Source organism: Streptomyces sp. QH1-20 (genome assembly GCF_041283565.1).
Classification (GTDB): domain Bacteria; phylum Actinomycetota; class Actinomycetes; order Streptomycetales; family Streptomycetaceae; genus Streptomyces; species Streptomyces syringius.
Window position 1 is genome coordinate 4,239,369 of record NZ_CP166299.1, and the last position, 23,192, is coordinate 4,262,560.

Annotated in this window: 24 protein-coding genes, 3 tRNA genes and 1 pseudogene; 10 read left to right on the forward strand and 18 right to left on the reverse strand. The window is 71.3% G+C overall.

Annotated features, from left to right (window positions below; translation table 11 throughout):
• The first annotated feature begins 304 nt into the window (after positions 1 to 304).
• From AB8O64_RS19080 to AB8O64_RS19090, 3 genes are all read left to right on the forward strand, one after another.
• Positions 305 to 377, forward strand: a tRNA-Arg gene (locus tag AB8O64_RS19080).
• 47 nt (positions 378 to 424) lie between these two features.
• A tRNA-Met gene (locus AB8O64_RS19085) sits at positions 425 to 498 on the forward strand.
• Between the two features lie 78 nt (positions 499 to 576).
• Complete coding sequence (locus tag AB8O64_RS19090) at positions 577 to 1,503, forward strand: amidohydrolase family protein (RefSeq protein WP_370420181.1); 927 nt, start codon at positions 577 to 579, stop codon at positions 1,501 to 1,503.
• A 266-nt stretch (positions 1,504 to 1,769) separates the two neighbouring features.
• On the opposite strand, the gene AB8O64_RS19095 is transcribed toward AB8O64_RS19090, so the two are convergent.
• Positions 1,770 to 2,654, reverse strand: coding sequence for an LLM class F420-dependent oxidoreductase (locus tag AB8O64_RS19095; RefSeq protein WP_370420183.1), 885 nt, complete (start codon positions 2,652 to 2,654; stop codon positions 1,770 to 1,772).
• A gap of 103 nt (positions 2,655 to 2,757) precedes the next feature.
• Between AB8O64_RS19095 and AB8O64_RS19100 the strand changes: the two genes are divergently transcribed.
• From AB8O64_RS19100 to AB8O64_RS19110, 3 genes are all read left to right on the forward strand, one after another.
• Positions 2,758 to 3,516, forward strand: coding sequence for a response regulator transcription factor (locus tag AB8O64_RS19100; RefSeq protein WP_370420184.1), 759 nt, complete (start codon positions 2,758 to 2,760; stop codon positions 3,514 to 3,516).
• Positions 3,517 to 3,592: 76 nt separating this feature from the next.
• Positions 3,593 to 5,131, forward strand: coding sequence for an MFS transporter (locus AB8O64_RS19105; RefSeq protein ID WP_370420186.1), 1,539 nt, complete (start codon positions 3,593 to 3,595; stop codon positions 5,129 to 5,131).
• 85 nt (positions 5,132 to 5,216) lie between these two features.
• On the forward strand, positions 5,217 to 6,059 hold the full coding sequence (locus tag AB8O64_RS19110; protein ID WP_370420187.1) for a TetR/AcrR family transcriptional regulator: 843 nt from the start codon (positions 5,217 to 5,219) through the stop codon (positions 6,057 to 6,059).
• 291 nt (positions 6,060 to 6,350) lie between these two features.
• On the opposite strand, the gene AB8O64_RS19115 is transcribed toward AB8O64_RS19110, so the two are convergent.
• Both AB8O64_RS19115 and AB8O64_RS19120 read right to left on the reverse strand, forming a co-directional pair.
• On the reverse strand, positions 6,351 to 8,000 hold the full coding sequence (locus AB8O64_RS19115; protein ID WP_370420188.1) for an MDR family MFS transporter: 1,650 nt from the start codon (positions 7,998 to 8,000) through the stop codon (positions 6,351 to 6,353).
• A 52-nt stretch (positions 8,001 to 8,052) separates the two neighbouring features.
• Positions 8,053 to 8,547, reverse strand: coding sequence for a MarR family winged helix-turn-helix transcriptional regulator (locus AB8O64_RS19120; RefSeq protein WP_370420189.1), 495 nt, complete (start codon positions 8,545 to 8,547; stop codon positions 8,053 to 8,055).
• A gap of 289 nt (positions 8,548 to 8,836) precedes the next feature.
• Here AB8O64_RS19120 and AB8O64_RS19125 point away from each other — a divergent pair, with 289 nt between their 5' ends.
• On the forward strand, positions 8,837 to 9,049 hold the full coding sequence (locus AB8O64_RS19125; RefSeq protein ID WP_130878433.1) for a hypothetical protein: 213 nt from the start codon (positions 8,837 to 8,839) through the stop codon (positions 9,047 to 9,049).
• A 45-nt stretch (positions 9,050 to 9,094) separates the two neighbouring features.
• On the opposite strand, the gene AB8O64_RS19130 is transcribed toward AB8O64_RS19125, so the two are convergent.
• The 6 genes from AB8O64_RS19130 to AB8O64_RS19155 all read right to left on the reverse strand — a co-directional run bounded on the left by AB8O64_RS19130 (position 9,095) and on the right by AB8O64_RS19155 (position 13,598).
• The gene (locus AB8O64_RS19130) at positions 9,095 to 9,892 is read right to left on the reverse strand and encodes a hypothetical protein (RefSeq protein WP_370420192.1); all 798 of its coding nucleotides are present in this window, start codon (positions 9,890 to 9,892) and stop codon (positions 9,095 to 9,097) included.
• Positions 9,893 to 9,951: 59 nt separating this feature from the next.
• Positions 9,952 to 10,785, reverse strand: a complete 834-nt coding sequence (locus AB8O64_RS19135) for an RNA polymerase sigma factor SigF (protein WP_130878431.1) — start codon at positions 10,783 to 10,785, stop codon at positions 9,952 to 9,954.
• Between the two features lie 199 nt (positions 10,786 to 10,984).
• On the reverse strand, positions 10,985 to 11,962 hold the full coding sequence (locus tag AB8O64_RS19140) for an RNA polymerase sigma factor SigF (RefSeq protein ID WP_370420194.1): 978 nt from the start codon (positions 11,960 to 11,962) through the stop codon (positions 10,985 to 10,987).
• Positions 11,963 to 12,153: 191 nt separating this feature from the next.
• Complete coding sequence (locus tag AB8O64_RS19145; protein WP_370420195.1) at positions 12,154 to 12,447, reverse strand: Dabb family protein; 294 nt, start codon at positions 12,445 to 12,447, stop codon at positions 12,154 to 12,156.
• Between the two features lie 34 nt (positions 12,448 to 12,481).
• Positions 12,482 to 12,646, reverse strand: coding sequence for a hypothetical protein (locus AB8O64_RS19150; RefSeq protein WP_184739929.1), 165 nt, complete (start codon positions 12,644 to 12,646; stop codon positions 12,482 to 12,484).
• A 475-nt stretch (positions 12,647 to 13,121) separates the two neighbouring features.
• Positions 13,122 to 13,598 (reverse strand): STAS domain-containing protein, encoded by a 477-nt coding sequence (locus AB8O64_RS19155; protein WP_370420197.1) that lies wholly within the window; start codon positions 13,596 to 13,598, stop codon positions 13,122 to 13,124.
• A gap of 392 nt (positions 13,599 to 13,990) precedes the next feature.
• Between AB8O64_RS19155 and AB8O64_RS19160 the strand changes: the two genes are divergently transcribed.
• Positions 13,991 to 14,968: a DMT family transporter gene (locus AB8O64_RS19160; RefSeq protein WP_370420199.1), complete on the forward strand. Its 978-nt coding sequence runs from the start codon at positions 13,991 to 13,993 to the stop codon at positions 14,966 to 14,968.
• A gap of 165 nt (positions 14,969 to 15,133) precedes the next feature.
• On the opposite strand, the gene AB8O64_RS19165 is transcribed toward AB8O64_RS19160, so the two are convergent.
• The 4 genes from AB8O64_RS19165 to AB8O64_RS19180 all read right to left on the reverse strand — a co-directional run bounded on the left by AB8O64_RS19165 (position 15,134) and on the right by AB8O64_RS19180 (position 16,844).
• A tRNA-Ser gene (locus AB8O64_RS19165) sits at positions 15,134 to 15,223 on the reverse strand.
• Between the two features lie 79 nt (positions 15,224 to 15,302).
• Positions 15,303 to 15,791, reverse strand: a complete 489-nt coding sequence (gene tadA, locus AB8O64_RS19170; protein ID WP_370420200.1) for a tRNA adenosine(34) deaminase TadA — start codon at positions 15,789 to 15,791, stop codon at positions 15,303 to 15,305.
• 35 nt (positions 15,792 to 15,826) lie between these two features.
• On the reverse strand, positions 15,827 to 16,345 hold the full coding sequence (locus tag AB8O64_RS19175; protein ID WP_370420201.1) for a hypothetical protein: 519 nt from the start codon (positions 16,343 to 16,345) through the stop codon (positions 15,827 to 15,829).
• 259 nt (positions 16,346 to 16,604) lie between these two features.
• A complete protein-coding gene (locus AB8O64_RS19180; RefSeq protein ID WP_370420202.1) occupies positions 16,605 to 16,844 on the reverse strand; it encodes a hypothetical protein in 240 nt (79 codons plus the stop codon).
• A gap of 160 nt (positions 16,845 to 17,004) precedes the next feature.
• Between AB8O64_RS19180 and upp the strand changes: the two genes are divergently transcribed.
• The gene (gene upp, locus AB8O64_RS19185) at positions 17,005 to 17,643 is read left to right on the forward strand and encodes a uracil phosphoribosyltransferase (RefSeq protein WP_361927895.1); all 639 of its coding nucleotides are present in this window, start codon (positions 17,005 to 17,007) and stop codon (positions 17,641 to 17,643) included.
• Positions 17,644 to 17,771: 128 nt separating this feature from the next.
• On the opposite strand, the gene AB8O64_RS19190 is transcribed toward upp, so the two are convergent.
• The 5 genes and pseudogenes from AB8O64_RS19190 to AB8O64_RS19210 all read right to left on the reverse strand — a co-directional run bounded on the left by AB8O64_RS19190 (position 17,772) and on the right by AB8O64_RS19210 (position 21,340).
• Positions 17,772 to 18,434 carry a LytR C-terminal domain-containing protein gene (locus tag AB8O64_RS19190; RefSeq protein ID WP_370420203.1) on the reverse strand — a complete coding sequence of 221 codons (663 nt, stop codon included), beginning with the start codon at positions 18,432 to 18,434 and terminating at the stop codon, positions 17,772 to 17,774.
• A gap of 125 nt (positions 18,435 to 18,559) precedes the next feature.
• The gene (locus AB8O64_RS19195; protein ID WP_003986294.1) at positions 18,560 to 18,856 is read right to left on the reverse strand and encodes a type II toxin-antitoxin system VapB family antitoxin; all 297 of its coding nucleotides are present in this window, start codon (positions 18,854 to 18,856) and stop codon (positions 18,560 to 18,562) included.
• Positions 18,857 to 19,052: 196 nt separating this feature from the next.
• The gene (locus AB8O64_RS19200; protein ID WP_370423904.1) at positions 19,053 to 19,637 is read right to left on the reverse strand and encodes an HhH-GPD-type base excision DNA repair protein; all 585 of its coding nucleotides are present in this window, start codon (positions 19,635 to 19,637) and stop codon (positions 19,053 to 19,055) included.
• Between the two features lie 63 nt (positions 19,638 to 19,700).
• Positions 19,701 to 20,930, reverse strand: a pseudogene (locus AB8O64_RS19205) (RNA polymerase sigma factor); the annotation flags it as partial.
• 2 nt (positions 20,931 to 20,932) lie between these two features.
• Positions 20,933 to 21,340, reverse strand: coding sequence for a YciI family protein (locus AB8O64_RS19210; protein WP_370420204.1), 408 nt, complete (start codon positions 21,338 to 21,340; stop codon positions 20,933 to 20,935).
• Positions 21,341 to 21,681: 341 nt separating this feature from the next.
• Between AB8O64_RS19210 and AB8O64_RS19215 the strand changes: the two genes are divergently transcribed.
• Positions 21,682 to 23,184 carry a SulP family inorganic anion transporter gene (locus AB8O64_RS19215; protein ID WP_370420206.1) on the forward strand — a complete coding sequence of 501 codons (1,503 nt, stop codon included), beginning with the start codon at positions 21,682 to 21,684 and terminating at the stop codon, positions 23,182 to 23,184.
• The last annotated feature ends 8 nt before the right edge of the window (positions 23,185 to 23,192 follow it).

Genomic DNA, 23,192 nt, shown 5'->3' on the forward strand with positions numbered 1-23,192 from the left:
CTTCAAGAGCCCCGGTCGTCTCGGAAGAGACGGCCGGGGCTCTTGCGTACGCGCGCGTGGACGACGGGGAAGTCTGCGTACGGATCCTTTGTACGGATCGCGGGGAAGTCTTCGTACGGATCATCGCTTCGTGGGGCCCGCGCGCTCCCCGCCCCGGCCCCTCGCCGGGCGCCTCCAGAAGGTGCTTCCAAGGGCGTTTGTGCAGGTCAGGCGGGGTGAAGGGAATGGATTTCACGTCCCGGCGCAGTTCATGTAATGTTGTCCACGCAACGCCGACCGGCAAGAAAAACCGCCGGGAAGCCGAGCGCTCGTAGCTTAACGGATAGAGCACTTGACTACGGATCAAGAGGTTGCAGGTTCGAATCCTGCCGAGCGCACAGCCGAGGGACCGGTACCCACTTGTTGGATCCGGTCTTTCGACCGTCGCGGGGTGGAGCAGCTCGGTAGCTCGCTGGGCTCATAACCCAGAGGTCGCAGGTTCAAATCCTGTCCCCGCTACTTTGATCACAGGTCCGGCACCTCAGGGTGTCGGACCTGTGGCATTTCCGGGGACAGACGGGGGCGGCCGGAGTGGATGTGGCGGATACCGCGCGCGAGGGCCCGGTCGGTGACGAGCAGGTGGCCCGCTTCTGGCGGGAGCTGGGACTGCCGGGTCTGATCGACGTCCATACGCACTTCATGCCCGAGCGGGTGCTGGCGAAGGTATGGGCCTACTTCGACGCCGCCGGCCCGCTCGTCGACCGCCCCTGGCCCATCGCCTACCGGCACGCGGAGAGCGAGCGGCTCGCGGTGCTGCGCGGCTTCGGCGTACGGGCCTTCACCTCGATGATCTACCCGCACAAGCCGGGCATGGCCGCCTGGCTGAACGGCTGGGCGGCGGACTTCGCGGCCCGCGTCCCCGACTGTCTGCACACTGCGACGTTCTTCCCCGAGCCGGGCGCCGGCCGCTACACGGCCGAGGCCCTGGACGCGGGCGCGCGGATCTTCAAGTCGCATGTGCAAGTGGGTGCGTACGACCCGGGCGATCCGCTGCTGGACGACGTCTGGGGAATGATCGCCGACGCCGGGACGCCCGTGGTCACGCACTGCGGCTCGGGCCCGGTGCCCGGCCCGTACACCGGGCCGGAGCCCGTGGCGCGGCTGCTGGCCCGGCATCCGCGGCTGCGGCTGGTGATCGCGCACATGGGGATGCCGGAGTACACGGACTTCCTGGACCTGGCCGAGCGGTACGAGGGCGTCCACCTCGACACGACGATGGCGTTCACGGACTTCTCCGAGAGCACCGCGCCCTTCCCGCCCGCCGAGCGGCCGAGGCTGGCGGCGCTCGGCGACCGGATCCTCTTCGGCAGCGACTTCCCCAACATCCCCTACGGCTACGCGCACGCGCTCGACGTCCTGGCCGGTCTGGGCCAGGACGACGGCTGGTTGCGCGGCGTGTGCCACGACAACGCTGCGCGGCTCTTCGCTCTGCCGGGTCGCCTGCGGCGGGCGGGTGGCTCCTAGGGCCTGTTGCCGCTGCCCGGCCGGCGCCTTTGCCGCTGCCCGGCCGGCGCCTGCGGCGGTAGCGCCCTGCGGGCGCGTCCTCAAGCGCCGGACGGGCTGGGTGTGGCTGATGTGCGCACCCGGTCCTCCGGACAGCGGGCAAGCCGCCGGCCAGGCCGGCGGTGGCGCCCTGCGGGCGCGTCCTCAAACGCCGGACGGGCTTGATTTGGCTGATACGGCTGCGCATCGAGCCCGCTCCGGGCAGCGAGCATCCCGCCGGCCAGGCCCTAGCGGCCTAGCGGCAGCGCCTCCGCGAGGGTTCGCCACTCGGGGCGCGGCAGGGTGGTCATGCCGCCCTGGGACTCGGGGCGGACGACCTGGACGGCGAGGTGGTCGGCGCCGGCTGACAGGAAGTCGTCCACCTTCGCCCGTACCGCCGCGGCGTCGCCGAGGGCGAAGACCGCGTCGAGCAGCCGGTCGCTGCCGTTGCCCTCGAAGTCCTCCTCGGTGAAGCCGAGCCGCAGCAGGTTGTTCGTGTAGTTGGGCATCGGCAGGTAGTAGGCGAGATAGCCGCGGGCGGTCTCGCGGGCGCGGGCGAGGTCGTCGTCGAGGACCACCTTCAGCTCCGGCGCGAGGAGCACGCCCTCGCCCAGGGCCTCGCGGGCCCGGGCGGTGTGCTCGGCGGTGACGAGATACGGCAGGGCGCCCGCCGCGCGGTCGCGGGCGAGGCGGACCATCTTCGGCCCGAGGGCCGCCAGCATGCGCCGCCCGGCGGGCAGCGGCACGGGGGCGGCGTCCAGCGCCTCCAGGTACTCCTTCATCGCGGAGTACGGCTTCTGGTACCCGTCGACCATGTGACCGTGGCTGACACCCAGACCGAGGACGAAGCGCTCCCGGTCGGCGGGGGCGAGCGCCGCGTACTGCGCGGCGACGTCGGCCGCCTCGTGCTGCCAGATCGACAGGATGCTGGTGCCGACGCCCACCCGCTTCGTGGCCGCCAGCAGTTGCGCCGCCTCGTCCACACGGGCGTTGCCGCCGAGCCAGATGGTGCCGTAGCCCAGCTCGTCCAACTCGGCCGCCGTCTCGCGTACTTCGGCGGACTTCTCCGCGTCGTCCGAGCGGAGCGCGGTGCTCCAGATGCCGATCCTGCCAAGATCTGTCGTGAGTGCCATGCGCCCCTCAACCGGAGGTGTCATCCGGTTATTCCCGGGATTCTCAGACGATTCACAGAGGACGGAAAGGGGCCTCTCACGGGCCGGGACCACCCTCGGGACCATGACCACCACCACACCCCACGGGCGGGCCGAGCTGACGCACGACGACGGAAGTGCCGTACGGGTGCTGGTCGTCGACGACGAGGCGCCGCTGACGGAGCTGCTGACCATGGCCCTGCGCTACGAGGGCTGGGACGTGCGGACGGCGGCCGACGGGGCGACGGCGCTGCGCCGCGCCCGGGAGTTCCGGCCGGACGCCGTCGTGCTGGACGCGATGCCGCCCGACGCCGACGGGCTGTCCCTCCTGGGGCGGCTGCGCCGCGAACACCCCGACCTGCCCGTGCTCTTCCTGACGGCGAAGGGTTCCGCGGACCGCGTCGCCGGGCTCACGGCGGGCGGCGACGACTACGTCACCAAGCCGTTCGGCCTGGAGGACGTCGTCGGCCGGCTGCGCGGACTGCTCCGCCGGTCGCGGGCCGCCGCGCCGCGGAGCGATTCCGTGCTGACCGTCGGGGACCTGGTGCTGGACGAGGACAGTCACGAGGTGACCCGGGGCGGCACGGAGATCCGGCTGACAGCCACCGAGTTCGAGCTGCTCCGCTTCCTGATGCGCAACCCGCGACGGGTGCTCAGCAAGCCGCAGATCCTCGACCGGGTGTGGTCCTACGAGTTCGGCGGCCGGGCCAATGTCGTGGAGCTGTACATCTCCTATCTGCGTCGGAAGATCGACGCCGGCCGGGAGCCGATGATCCACACGAGGCGCGGCGTCGGTTATCTGATCAAGCCCGCGACCCCACTCGCCGGGACTCCACGGAAATAAGCCGTTGTACGGCGTAGAACGGCTCTTGTACGGTGTACGACGCATCTAGTCGCACACTGCACCAAGGGAGCCCGTCATGACGGCGACGACCGCCGCCCAGCGCGACGCCGGAGACCGGAAACCGCAGCGTCATCCCACCCGTTGGGTGATTCTCGGCGTCATCTGCCTCGCCCAGCTCACCGTCCTCCTCGACAACACCGTCCTGAACGTCGCGATCCCCTCCCTCACCGAGGAGATGGGCGCCGCGACCTCCGACATCCAATGGATGATCAACGCCTACTCGCTGGTCCAGGCCGGTCTGCTGCTCACCGCGGGCAGCGCCGCCGACCGCTACGGGCGCAAGAAGCTGCTCGCGCTCGGCCTCGGGCTCTTCGGCATCGGCTCGCTGCTCGCCGGGCTGGCCGAGACCACCGGCCAGCTGATCGCCGCCCGCGCGGGCATGGGTGTCGGCGGCGCGCTGCTGATGACCACCACGCTGGCCGTCATCGTCCAGGTCTTCGACGAGGACGAGCGCGCCAAGGCCATCGGCCTGTGGGGCGCGGTGAGTTCGCTCGGCTTCGCCGCCGGGCCGCTCGTCGGCGGCGCGATGCTCAACCACTTCTGGTGGGGCTCGATCTTCCTGATCAATGTGCCGGTGGCCCTCCTCGGACTCGTCGCCGTGCTCAAGCTCGTACCGGAGTCCAAGAACCCCACCGGGGACCGTCCGGACCTGCTCGGTGCCCTGCTCTCCACCATCGGCATGACCTGCGTCGTCTTCGCGATCATCTCCGGCCCGGAGCACGGCTGGACGTCCGGGCGGGTGCTGCTCTCGGCGGGCATCGGCGTGATCGCGCTCGCGCTCTTCGCCCTGTGGGAGCGGCGCGTCCCCTTCCCCATGCTGGACATGCACTTCTTCCGCAACCGCCGCTTCGTGGGTGCCGTCGCGGGCGGCATCCTCGTCGCCTTCGGCATGGGCGGCTCGCTCTTCCTGCTCACCCAGCACCTGCAACTCGTCCTCGGCTACGACCCCTTGGCCACGGGCCTGCGGATGTCGCCGCTGGCGCTGGTCATCGTCGCCCTCAACCTCACCGGCGTCGGTGCCCGGCTGCTGCCCAAGCTGGGCACCCCCACGCTGATCATCGGCGGCATGAGCATGCTGGCCGCCGGGCTCGCGGCCATCGCGGTCCTCGGCGCGCACGGCTACGGGGGCATGCTGCTCGGCCTGGTCATGATGGGTACCGGCATCGCGTTTTCGATGCCCGCCATGGCAAACGCGATCATGTCCGCGATCCCGCCGGAGAAGGCGGGCGTCGGCGCGGGCGTCAACGGCACGCTCCAGGAGTGCGGCAACGGCCTGGGCGTCGCGGTGCTCGGCGCGGTCCTCAACTCGCGCTTCGCGGCCCTCGTGCCGGCCGTCGCCGCCGGGGCGGGCTCGCTGCCCGCCGCGCTGGCCTCGGCCCGTACGGACGCGGAGCGGACCGCGGTCGAGGACGCCTTCGCCAGCGGGGTGCAGACCAGCCAGCTGGTCGGCGCGGCCGCGGTGCTCGCGGGCGGCATCGTCGCGGCGGTGCTGCTGCGCCGGGCCGAGCGGGCCGCGCCGGACGCCGCAGCGACCGGGGCGGGCGCGGCGGTGTAGCCCACCGCTGCGGTCGCGGCCCGGGCCCCTGGCCTGGGCATAGCATCGGTTACGTACCACCGGCGCAGGAAAAGGAGAGCGCGTCATGACGAGCGGGAAGCGCGCCGGAAGCCTCCGGGCCAGTGTGTGGCTGGCGGCGGAGCCGGCCCCGAAGCGCAAGGCGGAGCAGGCGGAGCGCAAGCAGGGCGAGGGCCAGGAGCAGCGGCCCGGGGCGCTCGACCGGCAGCGGATCGTGGAGGCCACGGTCCGGCTGCTGGACGCCGACGGGCTGGCCAAGTTCTCCATGCGGCGGCTGGCGGACGAGCTGGACGTGACCGCGATGTCGGTCTATTGGTACGTCGACAGCAAGGACGACCTTCTCGAGTTCGCCCTCGACGAGGTGTGCGGCGAGATGGTCGTCCCCGACCCGGCCGCCGCGGGCGGGGACTGGCGCGATCAGCTGCGCGCGCTGGCCGTCGAGTACCGCAACATGCTCGTCGCCCACCCGTGGATGCCTTCGCTGCTGGGCCGCTACCTCAACATCGGCCCGCGCTCGATGGCCTTCTCCGATGCCATCCTCGCCGTGATGCGGAACAGTGGGGTGCCGAAGGAGGGCATGACCGGGGCCCTGTCGGCGGTCTTCCAGTTCGTCTACGGCTTCAGCACCGTCGAGGGGCAGTTCAAGGAGCGCTGCCGGGGCGCGGGGCTGACCGAGGACGAGTACTACCGCGAGGTCATCACCGCTGCGAAGGACCGCTCGGACTTCGCGGAGCAGCACCCCGAGGCGATGGCGATGAGCGAGGAGAAGGCCGGGACGACGCTCGCCGAGGCACGGGAGCGGGACTTCGGCTTCGCCCTGGACACGGTCATCGCGGGCATCGAGGTCATGAGCGACCGGGCAGGTGCCATGAGCGACCGGGCAGGTGCTTCCAGCCCGTCCGGCGTTTGAGGACGCGCCCGCAGGGCGCCTGTCGGCGCAGTGGGCCAAGCGGGCCGGTAGCCGATGGTCCGCCGGCCAGGCGGGTGGCGCCTGTCGGCGCAGTGAGTAGAACGGGCCGGTAGCCAAAAAGCTGCCACATACGCCGAGGGGCCCCGGTAGGTGGCGTGCAGGCCGTCCCCTGCCTGTGCGCACGTCCCCCACCGGGGCCCGTCTTCCGGGACCGTCAATGCCGTTCAGGTCCCGGTGCCGGCGTCCGGGGGCGCGTCTCCGCTCGAACCGCGCCCCCTCCGCCGGGGTCTGTCAGTCGCGGACCGCCGCCGCCGTCGCGGGCGCGGCGTCGGCCGGTGCCGACTCGGCCGACGGGTGCCCGCCGGGCCGGCTCTTGAGCGCGACCTCCTTGATGAAGAGGGTCAGGATGAAGGCCAGCAGGGCGCAGGGCGCGGCGTAGAGGAAGACGTCGCCGACACCGTGCCCGTAGGCGCTCTCGATCACCGTGCGGACCGGGGGCGGGAGCTTGTCGAGGTCGGGGATGCCCCCGCCGCCCGTACCGCCGTGGCCCATCGCCGCGGCGGCCTTGGGGCCGAGCGCGGCCATGCCGTCCTTGACGTAATCCGTGACCCGGTTGCCGAGCACCGCGCCGAGCGCCGAGACGCCCACCGCGCCACCGAGCGACCGGAAGAAGGTGACGACGGAGCTGGCGGCGCCGAGGTCCTCGGGAGCCACCTGGTTCTGGGCGGCGAGCACGAGGTTCTGCATCATCATGCCGATGCCGAGACCCATGAGGACCATGTAGGCGGCCAGGTGCCAGTACGGGGTGTCGTACCGCATCGTGCCGAGCAGCCCGAGACCCGCGGTGAGCAGCACGCCACCGACGACGACCCAGTTCTTCCAGCGGCCGGTCTTGGTGATGATCTGCCCGGAGACGGTCGACGAGATGAACAGACCGCCGATCATCGGGATCGTCATCACACCGGACATCGTCGGCGACTCGCCGCGCGCCAGCTGGAAGTACTGGGAGAAGAAGACCGTGCCGCTGAACATCGCGATACCGACGAAGAGGCTCGCGAGGGAGGACAGGGTGATCGTCTTGTTGCGGAAGAGCCGCAGCGGGATGATCGGCTCGGCCGCCTTGGACTCGACGTACACGAAGACCGCGCCCAGCAGCACCGAGCCGCCGACCATGGCGTAGGTCTGCCACGAGATCCAGTCGTAGTTCTTCCCGGCCAGCGTCACCCAGACCAGCAGCAGCGTGACGGCGGCGCTGATGAAGAACGCGCCCAGCCAGTCGACCTTGACGTTCCGCTTCACCACCGGCAGCTTCAGGGTCTTCTGCAGGACGATCAGCGCGATGACCGCGAACGGCACACCCACGTAGAAGCACCAGCGCCAGCCGAGCCAGCTGGTGTCCGTGATGACACCGCCGAGCAGCGGGCCGCCGACGGTCGCGACGGCGAAGGTCGCGCCGAGGTAGCCGCTGTAGCGCCCGCGGTCACGCGGGGAGATCATCGCGGCCATGACGATCTGGGCCAGGGCCGACAGACCGCCGACGCCGATGCCCTGGACCACACGGCAGGCGATGAGCATGCCGCTGTTCTGCGACAGACCGGCGGCGGCCGAGCCCAGGACGTAGACGACCAGGGCTATCTGGACCAGCAGCTTCTTGCTGAAGAGATCGGAGAGCTTGCCCCACAGCGGGGTGGACGCGGTCATCGCGAGGAGCGATGCCGTGACGACCCAGGTGTAAGAGGACTGGCTGCCGTGGAGGTCGGAGATGATCTCGGGCAGGGCGTTGGAGACGATCGTCGACGACAGGATCGCGACGAACATGCCGAGCAGCAGCCCGGACAGCGCCTCCATGATCTGCCGATGGGTCATGGGGGCGTCGGAGCCCTGCGGGTCCCCGGGCTTGGCGTGGCCGCCCCGCACACCGGCTGGTGTGGTCTTAGCCATGAACTTCCTTTTCTCTGTCTGCGGGTGGTGCGGGTGGTGCGGGTGGTGCGGGTTACGCGGACGTACGGGTGAGGGAGTCGGCCGGGTGCGGCGCGAGCGCGTGCTGGGGAGCGCGCGCCCGGCAGTCGCCGAAGCTCCGGCGCAGACGTCCGAGCAGCTCCACGAGACGGCCGACGTCGTCGTCGGACCAGTCCTCCAGGCAGGTGGCGAGCGCTTGGGTGTACCGCGCGGACACCTCTTCCAGCAGCGCCTCCCCGGCGGGGAGCAGCCGCAGCAGCCGGGACCGCTTGTCGGCGGGGTCCGGCTGCCGGTCGATCCAGCCGCGCTCGGCCGCGTAGGACACGTGCCGACTGGTCACCGACATGTCGATGGCGAGCAGCTCGGCGAGCTTGCTCATCCGCATCTCGCCGTACCGGTGGAGCAGGGTGAGCACGATGGCCGAAGCGGGCGAACAGTCGTGCGGAAGCACCCGCGCCAGATCGCGCTTCACCGCCCCGACGGCGCCGAGCTGCCGGGCGAGCTCCTCGTACTGCTCCTGTGCGGCCATCGACCCCTCGCTGCCATCGGTTGCTTAAGGCAACGATAGAGGTGGTTGGTTGCCGCAGGCAAATGAAATAGGGTCGATTCGGGTAAAGCTCACCCCAAGGGTTCCCCGTCTCCGGGTTATGCGCGCCTGTGGCGACGGCAAAGGGGGGTCAAACCAGCCCGTCCGGCGCTTGAGGACGCGCCGACAGGGCGTTCGCCGCAGCAGGCGGCAAAAGCGGTCGGCAGCCGATGAGCCACCGGACCCCACCCCGCGCGCGCGTAGCGCAACCGTTTCGCTAGGGTCCTGGCCTATGGCCAACCACCGTCAGCAGGGCCCCGAGGGCAATTACGACCCCGCGGGCAGCACCCAGATGTTCCGTGCCTTCGTCGACGAGGGCCAGTCCGGCGGCCGTGCCGCCGCGCCCGCCGCCGCCCGGCGCTCCGGACCGGGCGTCGGCGTCATCGTCGGTGTGATCGTCGCGATCGCGGTCGTGGCCGGGGTGGCCTGGCTCGCGCTCAGCTGAGCCCGCGTCAGGACGAGGCTGCCGACGGGGCGAACCCGCCGTGGCTCACGTCCACTTCACCGAGACGTCCCGGGTCTCGACGTGCATGCCCGGCGGCACCCGCCAGGCATCGACGCACACCGTCCAGGTCTTCTCCCGTACGTGCCCGGGATCGATCGGCACGGGCAGTGGCTCCGACGATGTGAGCGTCACCCAGTCGGTGCCGAGCGGGCCGATGATGTGGGTGCCGAAGGTGACCGTGCCGCCCGTCACGGGCCGTCCGCCGGTGTTGGTGAAGGTCACGGTCACCTTCTCGCACCAGCGGCGTTCGTCGTCCGGCTCGCGGCGCGGGGTGCCGATGTCGAGCACCGCCGGAGTGCCGGTCGGGGTGCCGCTGGAGGGCGAGGGGCGCGGATGGGACGTCGGCGGAGCGCTCGAAGGGGTCGCGGGGGACGTGGGGCCCGTACCGCCGGGAGTGCCCGGGGCCGTCGTCGGGCCGGGCCAGGTCCCGCCCGTATCGATGCGGCTGCCGGGGCTGTAGGAGCCGGCCGTACTGACCGAGGGCGCGGCCCGGGATGTCTTCTGCGGTGAAGTCGGTGAAGCCGGAGAACCCGGCGTTCCGGAAGGGTTTCGGCGCGGACCGTGGGACGACGGCTTGCCCGTCTCGCCGTCCAGCGGCATCAGCCGCACGCCACCCGTCGGCGGCACGACCCCGGAGCGGGACGTGCCGGGCCCGGCGGCCCCCGTCGCGACATAGCCGTCGCGGTCACTACCGCCGCAACCCGTGAGAAGCGCTCCCAGGCAGCCGAGGCCCGCCAGCCAGCGCGCGGCAGCCGAAGCGGAGACGATCGTCTTCCGTCGCATCGGCTCAGTGTGGCTGACGTACCGTCAGGAGTACATGCCCGGGAAGCGGAAGGGCAGGGTCAGTCGGCGATGAGTCCCTCGCGCAGCTGCGACAGCGTCCGCGTGAGGAGCCGGGAGACGTGCATCTGCGAGATGCCGACCTCCTCGCCGATCTGTGACTGGGTCATATTGGCGAAGAACCGCAACATGATGATCTGCCGCTCACGGGGCGGCAGTTTGGCCAGCAGGGGCTTGAGCGACTCGCGGTACTCCACGCCCTCCAGCGCGGTGTCCTCGTAGCCCAGGCGGTCGGCGAGCGAGCCCTCGCCGCCGTCGTCCTCGGGGGAGGGGGAATCCAGCGAGCTGGCGGTGTAGGCGTTGCCGACGGCCAGACCGTCGACGACGTCCTCCTCTGACACCCCGAGGCACAGGGCCAGTTCGGGAACGGTCGGCGACCGGTCCAGCTTCTGGGCGAGCTCGTCACTGGCCTTGGTGAGGGCCAGCCGCAGCTCCTGCAGACGGCGCGGCACCCGTACGGACCAGCTGGTGTCCCGGAAGAAGCGCTTGATCTCGCCCACGACGGTCGGCATCGCGAACGTGGGGAACTCCACGCCCCGTTCGCAGTCGAACCGGTCGATCGCCTTGATCAGGCCGATCGTGCCGACCTGGACGATGTCCTCCATCGGCTCGTTGCGGCTGCGGAAGCGAGCCGCCGCGTAGCGCACGAGGGGGAGGTTGAGCTCGATCAGGGTGTCGCGGACGTACGTACGCTCCGCGCTGTCCCGCTCCAGAGTGGCCAGTCGCAGGAAGAGCGATCGGGAGAGGGTGCGGGTGTCGATGGCTTCGCAGTCGTCGAGCACGGCGTGCGGTGCGTCATTGGCGAGCACCTTCGCGCTGCCCAGGTCTACGGACATGCCACCCCCTTGAGGTCGCGGACGGGTCACAGCGGTGCCCCTGCCGAGGGTACGGACGAGGGGTTCAACCTCCACCTGAATACCGGAGGCCGCGCTGTGGCAAACGCAGTTCCTGCAGAATGTCACATGTCGGCAACACGCTGTAGCGTCAAGTCGATATATCTGCCCCATCACCGCAGGAAGGTGTCACCCGTAAGGGTTAGGCGTCGATTCGATTTGCGGATCGCAGTCGGGCGAAGCTCCGTGAGAGCAGCCGGGACACATGCATCTGTGAGACGCCCAGCTCGGCGCTGATCTGCGACTGCGTCAGATTGCTGTAGTAGCGCAGCAGCAGAATGCGCTGCTCGCGCTCCGGCAGTTGCACGAGCAGATGGCGCACGAGATCCCGGTGCTCCACCCCGGCGAGTGCCGGATCCTCGTAACCGAGCCGGTCGAGCAGCCCGGGCAGCCCGTCGCCCTCCTGCGCCGCTTCCAGCGAGGTGGCGTGGTACGAGCGGCCGGCTTCGATGCACGCCAGCACCTCGTCCTCGCCGATCTTGAGCCGCTCGGCGATCTCGGCGGTGGTGGGGGAGCGGCCGTGCAGCACCGTCAGGTCCTCGCTGGCGCCGTTGACCTGCACCCACAGCTCGTGGAGGCGGCGCGGCACGTGCACGGTGCGGACGTTGTCGCGGAAGTAGCGCTTGATCTCGCCCACGACGGTCGGCATCGCGAAGGTCGGGAACTGCACCCCGCGGTCGGGGTCGAAGCGGTCGATGGCGTTGATGAGCCCGATGGTGCCGACCTGGACGACGTCCTCCATCGGCTCGTTGCGGCTGCGGAAACGGGCCGCCGCGTAGCGCACGAGCGGGAGATTGGCCTCGATCAGGGCGGCACGCACCCGGGCGTGCTCGGGGGTGCCGGGCTCCAGGGTGGAGATCTCCTTGAAGAGCACCTGGGTCAGCGCCCTGGCGTCCGCGCCCCGGCTCTCCCGGGTGCGCGGGGCGCTCTGGGCCTCGGGGTCCGGGCCGGGGTCGGGGGTCGCGTCGGGGGCGGCGGGCGTGGCAGGGGCGCCGGAAGTGGCGGGAGTGCCGCCGGGGCCGGTGGCCGGCGAGTCGGCGGCCCGGGGGCCGGCGGGTCCGGCGGCGGTGCCGGGGTTGTCGCGTTGATGGGGGGCTTCGGGCACGGTACGGGCCGACACGGTCACGCCACCCCTTCACGTCGACGCATTCAATTCACTCAACTCATCCGGGAAAAGCGGTCATAGCATCACAAGACATGTGCACTGTGTGCAAGCACCCCATAACACCGTGTTGAACGCAAAAATGACCCCTCACCGTGGTGGTGAGGGGTCTTGCGGTGCCTACGCCGCGAACGGCCCGTGCGAACCGCTCAGAACGCGTAGTCGGCGATCACCCAAGTGGCGAACTCACGCCACAGCGCGACGCCCGCCTGATGCTCGGGGTGGTCGAGGTAGCGCTGGAGCGCGGCGGTGTCCTCGACGGAGGAGTTGATCGCGTAGTCGTAGGCGATCGGCCGGTCCGTGATGTTCCACGCGCACTCCCAGGAGCGCAGCTCGGGCACGAGGTCGCCCAGTTTCTCGAACGCCTGCACGCCGGCGACGACCCGCGGGTCGTCGCGCTCGACGCCCTCGTTGAGCTTGAACAGGACGAGATGGCGAATCACGGGGCTGCCCTCCGTACGAGCGACGCGGCGTCGGTCAGTTGATCAGCTGGGTCATGAACTCGCCGATGCTCTTGGCGGCGTCCGAGATCCCCTCGAAGCCTAGCTGGACGAGCTCGGCCGACCGTGCGGGGGAGGTGATGATCGTGTACCCCACGAAAATGACGATGACGTAGGTGGCGATCTTCCTCGCTTGCGCCATGACGCGCTGCCTCCCCGGCTGCTCCCCTGTGCGGTCGCGAGAGTCTATCCGTACGTACGGTCGAAGATCGGGAGCGCGCGCGGTGCTCACATCATCTTTAGGGACCAAAGGCCCGGCAAGCAGGGTCGTTCGCCCGCCCGTCGGGCCTCCCGGTGGGCGGAGGATGGACCCTACGCCCAACGGGTCTGGCAGGAATCCGGAGGGTGAGGGACATGGCCTCGCTGCGGGGTCCGGGCCGCGCTTTCCCCTGATGCGGCCCGTACTTGGAGACCGTGTCCTCGTCGGGGGAAGCGGCTTGTCCCCCCGATCGCCGCTTCCCCCGTACCAAACGCCGGAGCCCCGGCTTCGAGCCCGTTCGATCACGGGTTCGGAGCCGGGGCTTTTCGGTGCCCGTGCGCCGCGCGCGCGGGCGCGGGGGGAGCGCGACGGCCACGGGCTGGCCTGGGGGCGCAGTCGGGGTGCTCGGTCGGGGGCTTCAGGGGGCCGGGCGGTCTTCTCCCGTCGCCGCGCCGCCGTCCTCGGTGCGGCACTCACCCCGCTGCCCGCCGCCCGGCTGACGGGGCATCCGCGCGGAGGGAGCCGGCACGGGAGCGGCGACCGGGACGGGTGGTGCCGCGCGCCCGGGGACCTCGCCGAGGGTCGCGTACAGCGGAATCGATTCGTTGAGCCCCGTGATGACGAAGGCCTTGCGGGCGAGCGGCGCCGGCACCACCACGTACAGATCCATTCCCTCGCGCCGCGTCCGCCGCCGGGTCTCCACCAGGACCGACAGGGCGGTCGCGGTGGCGAAGCGGGAGGCCGACAGATCGGCGATCAGCGCGTCGCAGGTATGCGCATGGGCCTCGATGATCCTTTGCAGTGCGGTGCGGAGACCGGGGGCGTTCTCGATGTCGACCACGTCGGGGAAGGCCACCACGCAATGGGCGGAGATGATCTGGGTGGGCACCTGCATGAGGTCCTCTTCAGGGTGCTGGTTCTGACCCGGAGAAGGCCGCTTTTTGACCTGGGGCGATTTCACCACAATCGCGCCCGGCGTGGGGGAAAGCCGGAATTTACCGTCAGGCGTGCCGGTCCCGGGAGTAAAATCCCCGCCCTTGTGGTGGATTTCGACCGCGGTACGACCGTGGAACGGTCGTACTCGGCGCCGCGTGAACGGAAGCCGAAACGAAGCCGCCGATCGGGGCGCGGGACCTCGCATCAAAGCAATCCTTTGATTCAATGTCGGAATCTGTTATTCGACTTATGGAGCGGGTCTCGGTAGCTTCGGGAGCGTCCGAATCCGGCCGACCGTGAGGCGGTAACACCATGCCGGGCGAGCGCCGAGCAGTGACTCCGTGGAAGTTCATGGCCGCGACGGCCCTGTTGTGGGGATCGGCCTTCCCGGCGATCCGCATCGCGCTGGAGGGGTACTCCCCAACGGCCATGGCGGTTCTGCGCCTTGTCTTCGCGCTCGTGCTCCTGCTGCCGTGCGTGTTCACCGGCCGCATCAGCCGACTGCGCCGGGGCGACCTGCTGCGCATGGCCGGCTTCGGTGTCACCGGCATGACGGCCTATCAGCTGCTCCTCTACGCCGGCGAACGGCACGTCGAGGGCGGCACGGCCGCGATGCTCGTGGCCACCTCGCCCGTCTTCGCCACGGCCCTCGGCATGCTCGTCCTGCGGGAGCGCCCCGGCTCCTGGGGCGTCGCCGGGCTCGTGGTGGCGCTGTCCGGCGCGCTCGTGGTGGCGACGGCCGGCGGCGACGGCGGCGGCTCGTACTCCGGCATGGCGATGATCGTCCTGGCCGCGGCGGCCCAGGCCACGTCCTTCATCCTGCAGAAGCCCCTGCTGCGCCGGTACTCGGGCATGGACTGCATCTTCTACGGCAGCCTCTTCGGCCTCGTCCCCCTGCTGGTCTTCACCCCGGACGCGGCGACCCAGCTCATCGCGGCCGACTGGCAGCAGACCGCCGCCGTCGTCTGGCTCGGCCTCGCCTGCACGGTCCTGGCCTTCTGCACCTGGTCCCGCGTCCTCGCGGCGGCCACGGCGTCGACCAGCTCCCTCGTCCTCTACGCGGTCCCCGTGGCGGCCCTCGCCCTGGACGCGGCCCTCCTCGGCGCCGTCCCGGGCCTGATGTCCGGCGTCGGCGGCCTGATCGTGCTGGCAGGAGTGGCCCTGGCCGCCTTCCGCCGCCCGGCACCCCCGACGCCGTCCCGAGCGGTCGCCTGCGGCGGTCCCTCCACGGACACGGACACGGACACGGCCGCGGACGGGGATACCGGCATCGACGCCGCCGAGCGGGAAGCGGTGCCGACGGGGGCACGCGGCTCTGCCGACCGCTGACCGGCCCGGCGCCCCGCCCGCAACGATCGAGTGAATCGGCCCCTCTGCTCCGCAGACGGGGCCGTCCGGGTGTCGGGCGCCCGACGCCCGTTGCGCCGACGTGTCGGCCGGTGGACGAGCAAAACACCCCTCCGACCGCGTTTCCGCAGGTCGGAGGGGTGTTCATGGCGGTAGCGGTGGGATTTGAACCCACGGTGGAGTTGCCCCCACACACGCTTTCGAGGCGTGCTCCTTAGGCCGCTCGGACACGCTACCGAGAGGAAGCTTAGCGGACAGTTGGCCGTGCTTTGTAATCGGCCTCCGTCAGGGGGCCCGCCGGGGGCCCGGGGTGGGGTCAGCGGGTGCGGAAGAAGTCCGTCAGGAGCGTCGCGCACTCGTCGGCGAGGACGCCGGTGATGACCTCGGGGCGGTGGTTCAGACGGCGGTCGCGGATGACGTCCCAGAGGGAGCCGGCCGCGCCGGCCTTCTCGTCGACCGCGCCGTAGACGACCCGGTCCAGGCGGGAGAGGACGATCGCGCCCGCGCACATCGTGCACGGCTCCAGGGTGACCACGAGCGTGCAGCCGGACAGGCGCCACTCGCCGACGGCGGCCGCGGCCTCGCGGATGGCGAGGACCTCCGCGTGGCCCGTCGGGTCGCCGGTGGCCTCGCGCTCGTTGCGGCCGCGGCCGATGACGGCGCCGTCCGGGTCCAGCACGATGGCGCCGACCGGCACGTCGCCGGTGGCGGGGGCCTGTGCGGCCTCCGCCAGCGCGGCCCGCATGGGGCCGCGCCACGGGTCGCGTACGGGGTCGTGCGGAGTGTTCTCGGCGGCTGCGCTCATGGCACCAGTGTGAGCGAGCGGGGCCCAGGCGGCCGTCAGCGGACGGCCTCCAGGACATCCGTGCAGCCGAGCATGTCGGCGATGTCGCCGAGCGCGTCCCCGCCGAGGGACTTCAGCTCCTTCTCGCTCATCCCGAGATCGGCCATGATCTCCGGGTCGCCCAGCGGACCGGCCGGCACCGGCTCGGCGTCGCCCGAGGCGTCGTCGTCCGCCGTGCCCTCCGGCTCGCCGTCCTCCGTGCCGTCGAGATCGACCAGGCTGTCGAGGTCGCTCTCCTCGCGGCCCAGCAGCTCGTCGGCGAGCATCGCGCCGTACGAGCTGCGGCTGGCCGCGACGGCGTCCGAGAGGTAGATGCGGGGGTCCTCCTCGCCATCCACCCGGACGAGACCGAACCAGGCGTCCTCCTGCTCGATGAACACCAGGACCGTGTCGTCGTCGACCGAGGCCTGCCGGGCCAGGTCGGCGAAGTCCGACAAGGTTTCCACGTTGTCGAGGTCTGTGTCGCTCGCTTGCCACCCGTCTTCGGTGCGCGCGAGCAGTGCGGCGAAGTACACCGTGACTCTCCCACTGGTCATAGGCGGTGCCGGGCCGGACGGGGACACCACCCCGCCCACTCGGAATCGTGGCAGAAACCCGGCCGTTGCGAGAGGTCTTCCGCGCTGCGTCGTGCAGCAGTCCGAAGAGATGTGGCTCACGTGGCCCGTACGGGCGCCGGTGCGTCGCCCGTACGCCTCACCTGGGAGCCCGGCCGTGTCGGGTGAGCCGCCCGCCCGTGTCGCGGGCCGTCCGGGGCTCTTTCCGTCACCAGTTCCGTCACCAGCGGAACGTCCGCATGCGCATCTGCTGCCGCATCCGCGCCGCCCGGGCCCGACGCGGCTGCACCCGGTCCCGCAGCTCCTTGGCCTCGTTCAGCTCGCGGAGGAACTGGGCGCGTCTGCGCCTGCGTTCCCCTTCGGTCTCCGAACCCTCCGCCCGGTCCAGGGGCTCTGTCGGTATCCCCGCCTCCCGGGCCTCCGGGGCCGGTTCGCGTCCGCGCTTGTCACGGTCAGCCATGGGCAGCACCACCTCGCGCCGAGGTCCTCGCCCGGAGCGTCAGTCCAGGCGTACGTGCCCACTTTCCCCCTTAGTGGTGGTTTGATGCCAGTGAGACGGCAGACCGTCGTCGGGCACCGGGCGGGCGCTGATGCCCGAAAGCTCGGTTAATGTCGATGTCATGCGGATCCACGTCGTCGACCACCCGCTGGTGGCGCACAAACTCACCACGCTGCGCGACAAGCGCACCGACTCCCCCACTTTCCGGCGTCTCAGCGACGAGCTGGTCACCCTGCTCGCCTACGAGGCGACGCGCGACGTGCGCACCGAGCAGGTCGACATCGAGTCCCCGGTCTGCGCCACCACCGGCGTGAAGCTGTCCCACCCGCGCCCGCTCGTGGTGCCGATCCTGCGTGCCGGGCTCGGCATGCTCGACGGCATGGTGCGGCTGCTGCCCACGGCCGAGGTCGGCTTCCTGGGCATGATCCGCAATGAGGAGACCCTCAAGGCGGAGACCTACGCGACGCGCATGCCCGACGACCTCTCGGGTCGCCAGGTGTACGTGCTCGACCCGATGCTCGCCACCGGCGGCACGCTCGTCGCCGCGATCAACGAGCTGATCGAGCGCGGCGCGGACGACGTCACCGCGATCACGCTGCTGGCCGCGCCCGAGGGCGTCGAGGTCATGGAGCGGGATCTGGCGGGCGCGCCGGTCACCGTCGTCACGGCGTCGGTGGACGAGCGGCTCAACGAGGCGGGCTACATCGTCCCGGGCCTCGGTGACGCGGGCGACCGCATGTACGGGACCGCCGCGGGCTGAGCGGTTCGCCGGGCCGCGTAGGCCTGCCTCTTCCGTGCCCCCGGGCCGTCTCGTTGCCGCTTGCGGCGGCGAGCGCCCTGCGGGCGCGTCCTCAAGCGCCGGACGGGCTGAATCAGCCCGCCCGGCGCTCAGCACTTCCGCGCGGACTGCGACGGCTTCGGCGGCGCGGTCAGTTCGGCCACGGCCCGCTCGGCGTCCGCCGGTGACGACAGCTGCTTGAAGGCCGTGCCCAGGATCAGATCGATGTCCGCGTCGTCGTGCCGGCCGGCCTTCGCCTCCGTGTCGGTGAGCTGGGCGCCCACGAGCTTCAGCGCGCCCTCGGAGTCCGGGCCGCCCAGCAGCAGCCCGGCCTTCGCGACCTTCTTGTCGTACGCGGCGGGGGCGTTCCCCACCTTGCCGATCTTGAAGCCGCGCTTCGCCAGCTCGTCCGCGGTGGTCTTGGCGAGACCGCCGCGCGGCGTGGCGTTGTAGACGTTGACGGTGATGTCGGAGGGCTTGGGGAGCGGCTTCGGGGCCGCGGGGGCGGTCGCCGCCCGTCCCGCCGTCCCGCCGTCGGCGGGCTTGCAGTCACCCTCGCCGCCCTTGGGGGCCGCGCGGGTCTCGGTGCTGCCGCCGCCGGAGAAGACGTCGACGAGCTGGATCGTGCCCCACCCGCCCAGACCGAGCACGACGGTCGCGGTGACCGCGGCGAGCACGATCCTGCGGCGGCTTCGAGGGCGGCGCATGTGCGGGAACCGGCTGCCCGTGATGCGGTACTTTCCGCCCATGCCGGGAGGGGTGAGCATGCTCATGGGCGCAGCGTAGTGCGGGCCGGAGCCGCTGCCTACTAGATGATCAACGGGTTGCGGGCACCCCAACCCAAAAGGGCCAATATCGGCCGGGGCGGGTGGTGGTGCGGGGGCGCTGCGGGCGGTGCTCAGCCCAGTTCGAGTACGCGGGCGTGCAGGACCTGGCGCTGCTGGAGCGCCGCGCGCACCGCGCGGTGCAGACCGTCCTCGAGATAGAGGTCGCCCTGCCACTTCACGACGTGGGCGAAGAGGTCGCCGTAGAACGTCGAGTCCTCCGCGAGCAGCGTCTCGAGGTCGAGCTGCTGCTTCGTGGTCACCAACTGGTCGAGGCGCACCGGGCGGGGGGCGACGTCCGCCCACTGCCGGGTGCTTTCCCGGCCGTGGTCGGGGTACGGCCGCCCGTTTCCGATGCGCTTGAAGATCACACGGAAAGCCTACCGGGCGACAGGCTCCGAGCGCAGCCATGGCGCGGTAGCGCGAAGGCGACAATCAGCCGCATACCGGGAGCGATGCAAGGGTCCACTTGTCTGACTGACAGCCCTTTTTCCTCGGATTCGGCGCGCCGGAAGGTTATGCACAGCCTGTGGACGGCGAATCGCGGGCTCCAGGGGTGGTGGGGCCTCACGCCTTCTTCGCGGCGGCGGCCCGTTTCATCTGCTGCTTGTAGGCGCGGACCTTCTCCAGCGACTCCGGGCCGGTGATGTCGGCCACCGAGCGGTGCGAGCCGTCCTCGCCGTAGGGGCCCGCCGCCTCCCGCCAGCCGTCCGGCGTCACCGTGAACTGCTTGCCCAGCAGCGCCAGGAAGATCTGGGACTTCTGCTTGCCGAAACCGGGCAGCTCGTTGAGCCGTTTCAGCAGTTCCCCGCCGGTGGCGGCGTCGCGCCAGACCGCGCTCGCGTCCCCGTCGTAGTGCTCGACGAGGTACTGGCACAGCTGCTGGACCCGCTTGGCCATGGAGGCCGGATAGCGGTGCACGGCCGGTTTCTCCGCGAACAGCGCCTCCAGCTCCTCGGGGTCCTTGGCGGCGATCTCCCGTGCGTCCAGGTCGTCGTGGCCCATCCGCCGCGCCACGGTGTACGGCCCGGTGAAGGCCCATTCCATGGGGACCTGCTGGTCCAGGAGCATCCCGACCAGGGCGGCCAGCGGGCTGCGGGAGAGCAGCTCGTCGGCTTCGGGCTGCTGCGCGAGCCGGAGCGAAGGAGACATGGGTCGATGATCCCCCGGGCCCCGGGCCGTCGCACGCGCTCGGCGCGGCGGACGACCGGCCGGGGGTGTCAGCCGGGCCGCGCGGGCGCGGAGGTAGTGGGACTCGGGGACGCTGAGGGTGTGCCCGGCCGCCCGGCGGTAGGCGGCCCTGGCGCCTTCGGTGTCCCCCGCCATCTCCAGCAGGTGGGCGCGTACGGCGTCGAGCCGGTGGTGGCCCGCCAAACGGTCCTCCAGGGCGTCGGCCTCGGCGAGACCGGCGCTCGGGCCGTGCACCATGGCGACGGCCACGGCCCTGCCGAGCTCGGCCATCGGGTCGGGTACGCGGCGCACGAGGACGTCGTAGAGGGCGAGGATCTGCGGCCAGTCGGTGTCCTCGGCGCGGGGTGCCTCGTCATGCAGCGCCGCGATCGCCGCCTGCAGCTGATAGGCGCCCGCGGGGCCCTGGGCCAGGGCCTCCTCCACCAGGGCGGTGCCCTCGGCGATGGCGCCGCGGTCCCAGCGGGTGCGGTCCTGCTCGTCGAGCGGGATCAGCTCGCCGTTCGGGCCGGTGCGGGCCGGACTGCGGGCTTCGGTGAGCAGCATGAGCGCCAGCAGCCCGGTCACCGCGCCCTCCCGGGGCAGCAGCCGGCGCACGGCCCTGGTCAGCCGGATCGCCTCGCGGGCGAGGTCCGCGCGGTGCAGTTCGGGGCCGGAGGTCGCCGTATAGCCCTCGTTGAAGATCAGGTAGAGGACCTGGAGCACGGCGGCGAGGCGCCGGTCGCGGTCCTCGGTGCCCGGCTGCCGGAAGGGCTGGCCCTTGATCTTCTGTTTCGCCCTGCTGATCCGCTGCGCCGTCGTCGCCTCCGGCACCAGCAGCGCGCGGGCGATCTCGGCCGTCGTCAGGCCGCCGACGGCGCGCAGCGTCAGGGCGATCTGCGCGGGTGGGCTGAGCGCGGGGTGGCAGCACAGGAACAGCAGGGTGAGCGTGTCGTCCTCGGACGGGGCGCGGCTCTCACCGGGCGGCGGGGCGGTGAAGGCGTCCCGGGGCATGAGCGCCGCGGCGCTCTCCTCGCGTCTGCGCCGGGCTGTGTCGGCGCGCAGCGCGTCCATGAGGCGCCGGGAGGCGACCCTGATCAGCCAGCCGCGCGGGTTGTCCGGCGGTCCGGTCTCCGGCCACTGCCGCGCGGCGGCGAGCAGCGCCTCCTGCACGGCGTCCTCGGCCGGACCGAAGTGACCGTAGCGGCGCACCACCGCGCCGAGGACCTGCGGTGCGTGCAGGCGCAGCAGGTCCTCGACCTCGGTCGTACGTCTCACCCCTAGCAACCGCTCTCGTCGATGGGACGGATCACCACCGGGTACACGGGGGCGCCCGCCGGGGCCGGGCACTGGGTGACGCGCGCGGCGATCTCGGTGACCCGGTCCAGGCTCGCGCAGTCGAGCACCCAGTACCCGGCGAGCAGTTCCTTGGTCTCGCCGTAGGGGCCGTCGGAGATCACCGGGCGGCCGTCCTCGCCCGCGGTCACCGTGCGGGTCCGGGCCGGCTCGACCAGGCCCTGGGCGTCCACGAGCTCGCCGGATTCGGCGAGCTCGTCATTGAGCTGTCCCATGAAGGCGAACATCGTCTGCACGTCCTTCTCGCTCCAGGCCGGGCTGTGCGCGGACTCCTTGCCGCGCATCGCCTCGTAGTCGGCCTGGGTTCCCTGCACCATCACCAGATACTTCATGACTTCGCTCCCTCGGCTGCCTCGTCACCTCGTGCGGGCGACTCTCACAGGGGACGTCGTGGCCGACGACGCGTTCTCGACACCTCGCTCGGCGCCTCGCGGAAAATTTCCCCGGAATCACTCTCCGGGACTACCGCGCAGTACGCAGGGGCCCGGCCGCTGACGTCTCGGCCCGGGGGGCTTCGAAGGGCTCGTAGGTAGAGTTGACGGGCGCCGACGGCCGGTCCGTACCCCCGAGCGCCCCCCCGCCCGGCCGCGTGCCGGGCCTCGCACGGCTTCCCCTCCGCCCGCCCCGGCCCCGCCGACGGGGTGCGCCCGAGCACGATGAGGTTTCTCCTCCCTTGCCCTCTCCCGCACTGTCCCCGGTCGCCCGGCTGCGCGCCGTCCGGCCGCCCCGGCTGTCCCGGAAGCTCCTGCGCACCGAGGTGCTGGCCGGTCTCGTGGTCGCGCTGGCGCTGATCCCCGAGGCGATCTCGTTCTCGGTGATCGCCGGGGTGGATCCGAGCGTCGGGCTGTTCGCCTCGTTCACCATGGCCGTCACAACGGCGGTGGTCGGCGGGCGGCCCGCGATGATCTCGGCGGCGACCGGGGCCGTCGCCCTGGTCATCGCCCCGCTCAACCGCGAGCACGGTCTCGGGTATCTGATCGCCTGTGTCGTCCTCGCCGGTGTCTTCCAGATCGCGCTCGGCGCGCTGGGGGTCGCGAAGCTGATGCGGTTCGTGCCGCGCAGCGTGATGGTCGGCTTCGTCAACGCCCTCGCGATCCTGGTCTTCCTGGCCCAGGTGCCCGAGCTGCGGGATGTGCCCTGGGCCGTCTATCCGCTGGTCGTCGCCGGTATCGCGCTGATGGTGGGCTTCCCGAGGATCACTCGCTCGGTGCCCGCGCCGCTGGTGTCCGTCGTCATCCTCACCGTCATCACCGTGGCCGCCGGGATCGCGGTGCCGACCGTGGGCGACCGGGGTGACCTGCCCTCCTCGCTGCCGGTGCCGGGCCTGCCCGACGTGCCGTTCACGCTCCAGACGCTGACGACCGTCGCCCCCTACGCGCTGGCGATGGCGCTGGTCGGGCTGATGGAGTCGCTGCTGACCGCGAAGCTGGTCGACGACATCACCGACACCCGCTCCGACAAGAAGCGCGAATCGATCGGCCAGGGCATCGCCAACATCGTCACCGGTCTGCTCGGTGGCATGGGCGGCTGCGCGGTGATCGGCCAGACCATGATCAACGTACGGGTGTCCGGGGCCCGCACCCGGCTGTCGACGTTCCTCGCGGGCGCGTTCCTGCTGGTGCTGTGCGTGGTCTTCGGCCCGGTCGTCTCCGACATCCCCATGGCCGCTCTCGTCGCCGTCATGATCATGGTGTCGGTCGCCGCGTTCGACTGGCACTCCATCGCGCCGCGGACGCTGCGGCGCATGCCCGCCGGGGAGATCGCCGTCATGGTGATCACGGTCGGCTGTGTGGTCGCGACCCACAACCTCGCCATCGGTGTGGTCGTCGGCACGATCACCGCCATGGTCATCTTCGCCAAGCGTGTCGCCCACGTCGCGGACGTCACCTCGGTCACCGACCCCGACGGCCGCCGGGTCGTCTACGCGGTGACCGGCGCGCTCTTCTTCGCCTCCGCGAACGAGCTGGCCGCTCGCTTCGACTACGCCGGTGACCCGGACGAGGTCGTCATCGACCTCACCGGCGCCCGCATATGGGACGCGTCCTCCGTGGCCGCGCTGGACGCCGTCACCGCCAAGTACGCGCAGCGGGGCAAGACCGCCCGGATCACCGGGCTGGACGAACACAGCGCCAGGCTCCACGGCACGCTCAGCGGAGAGCTCGCCGCGACCGGCTGAGAAGTGGC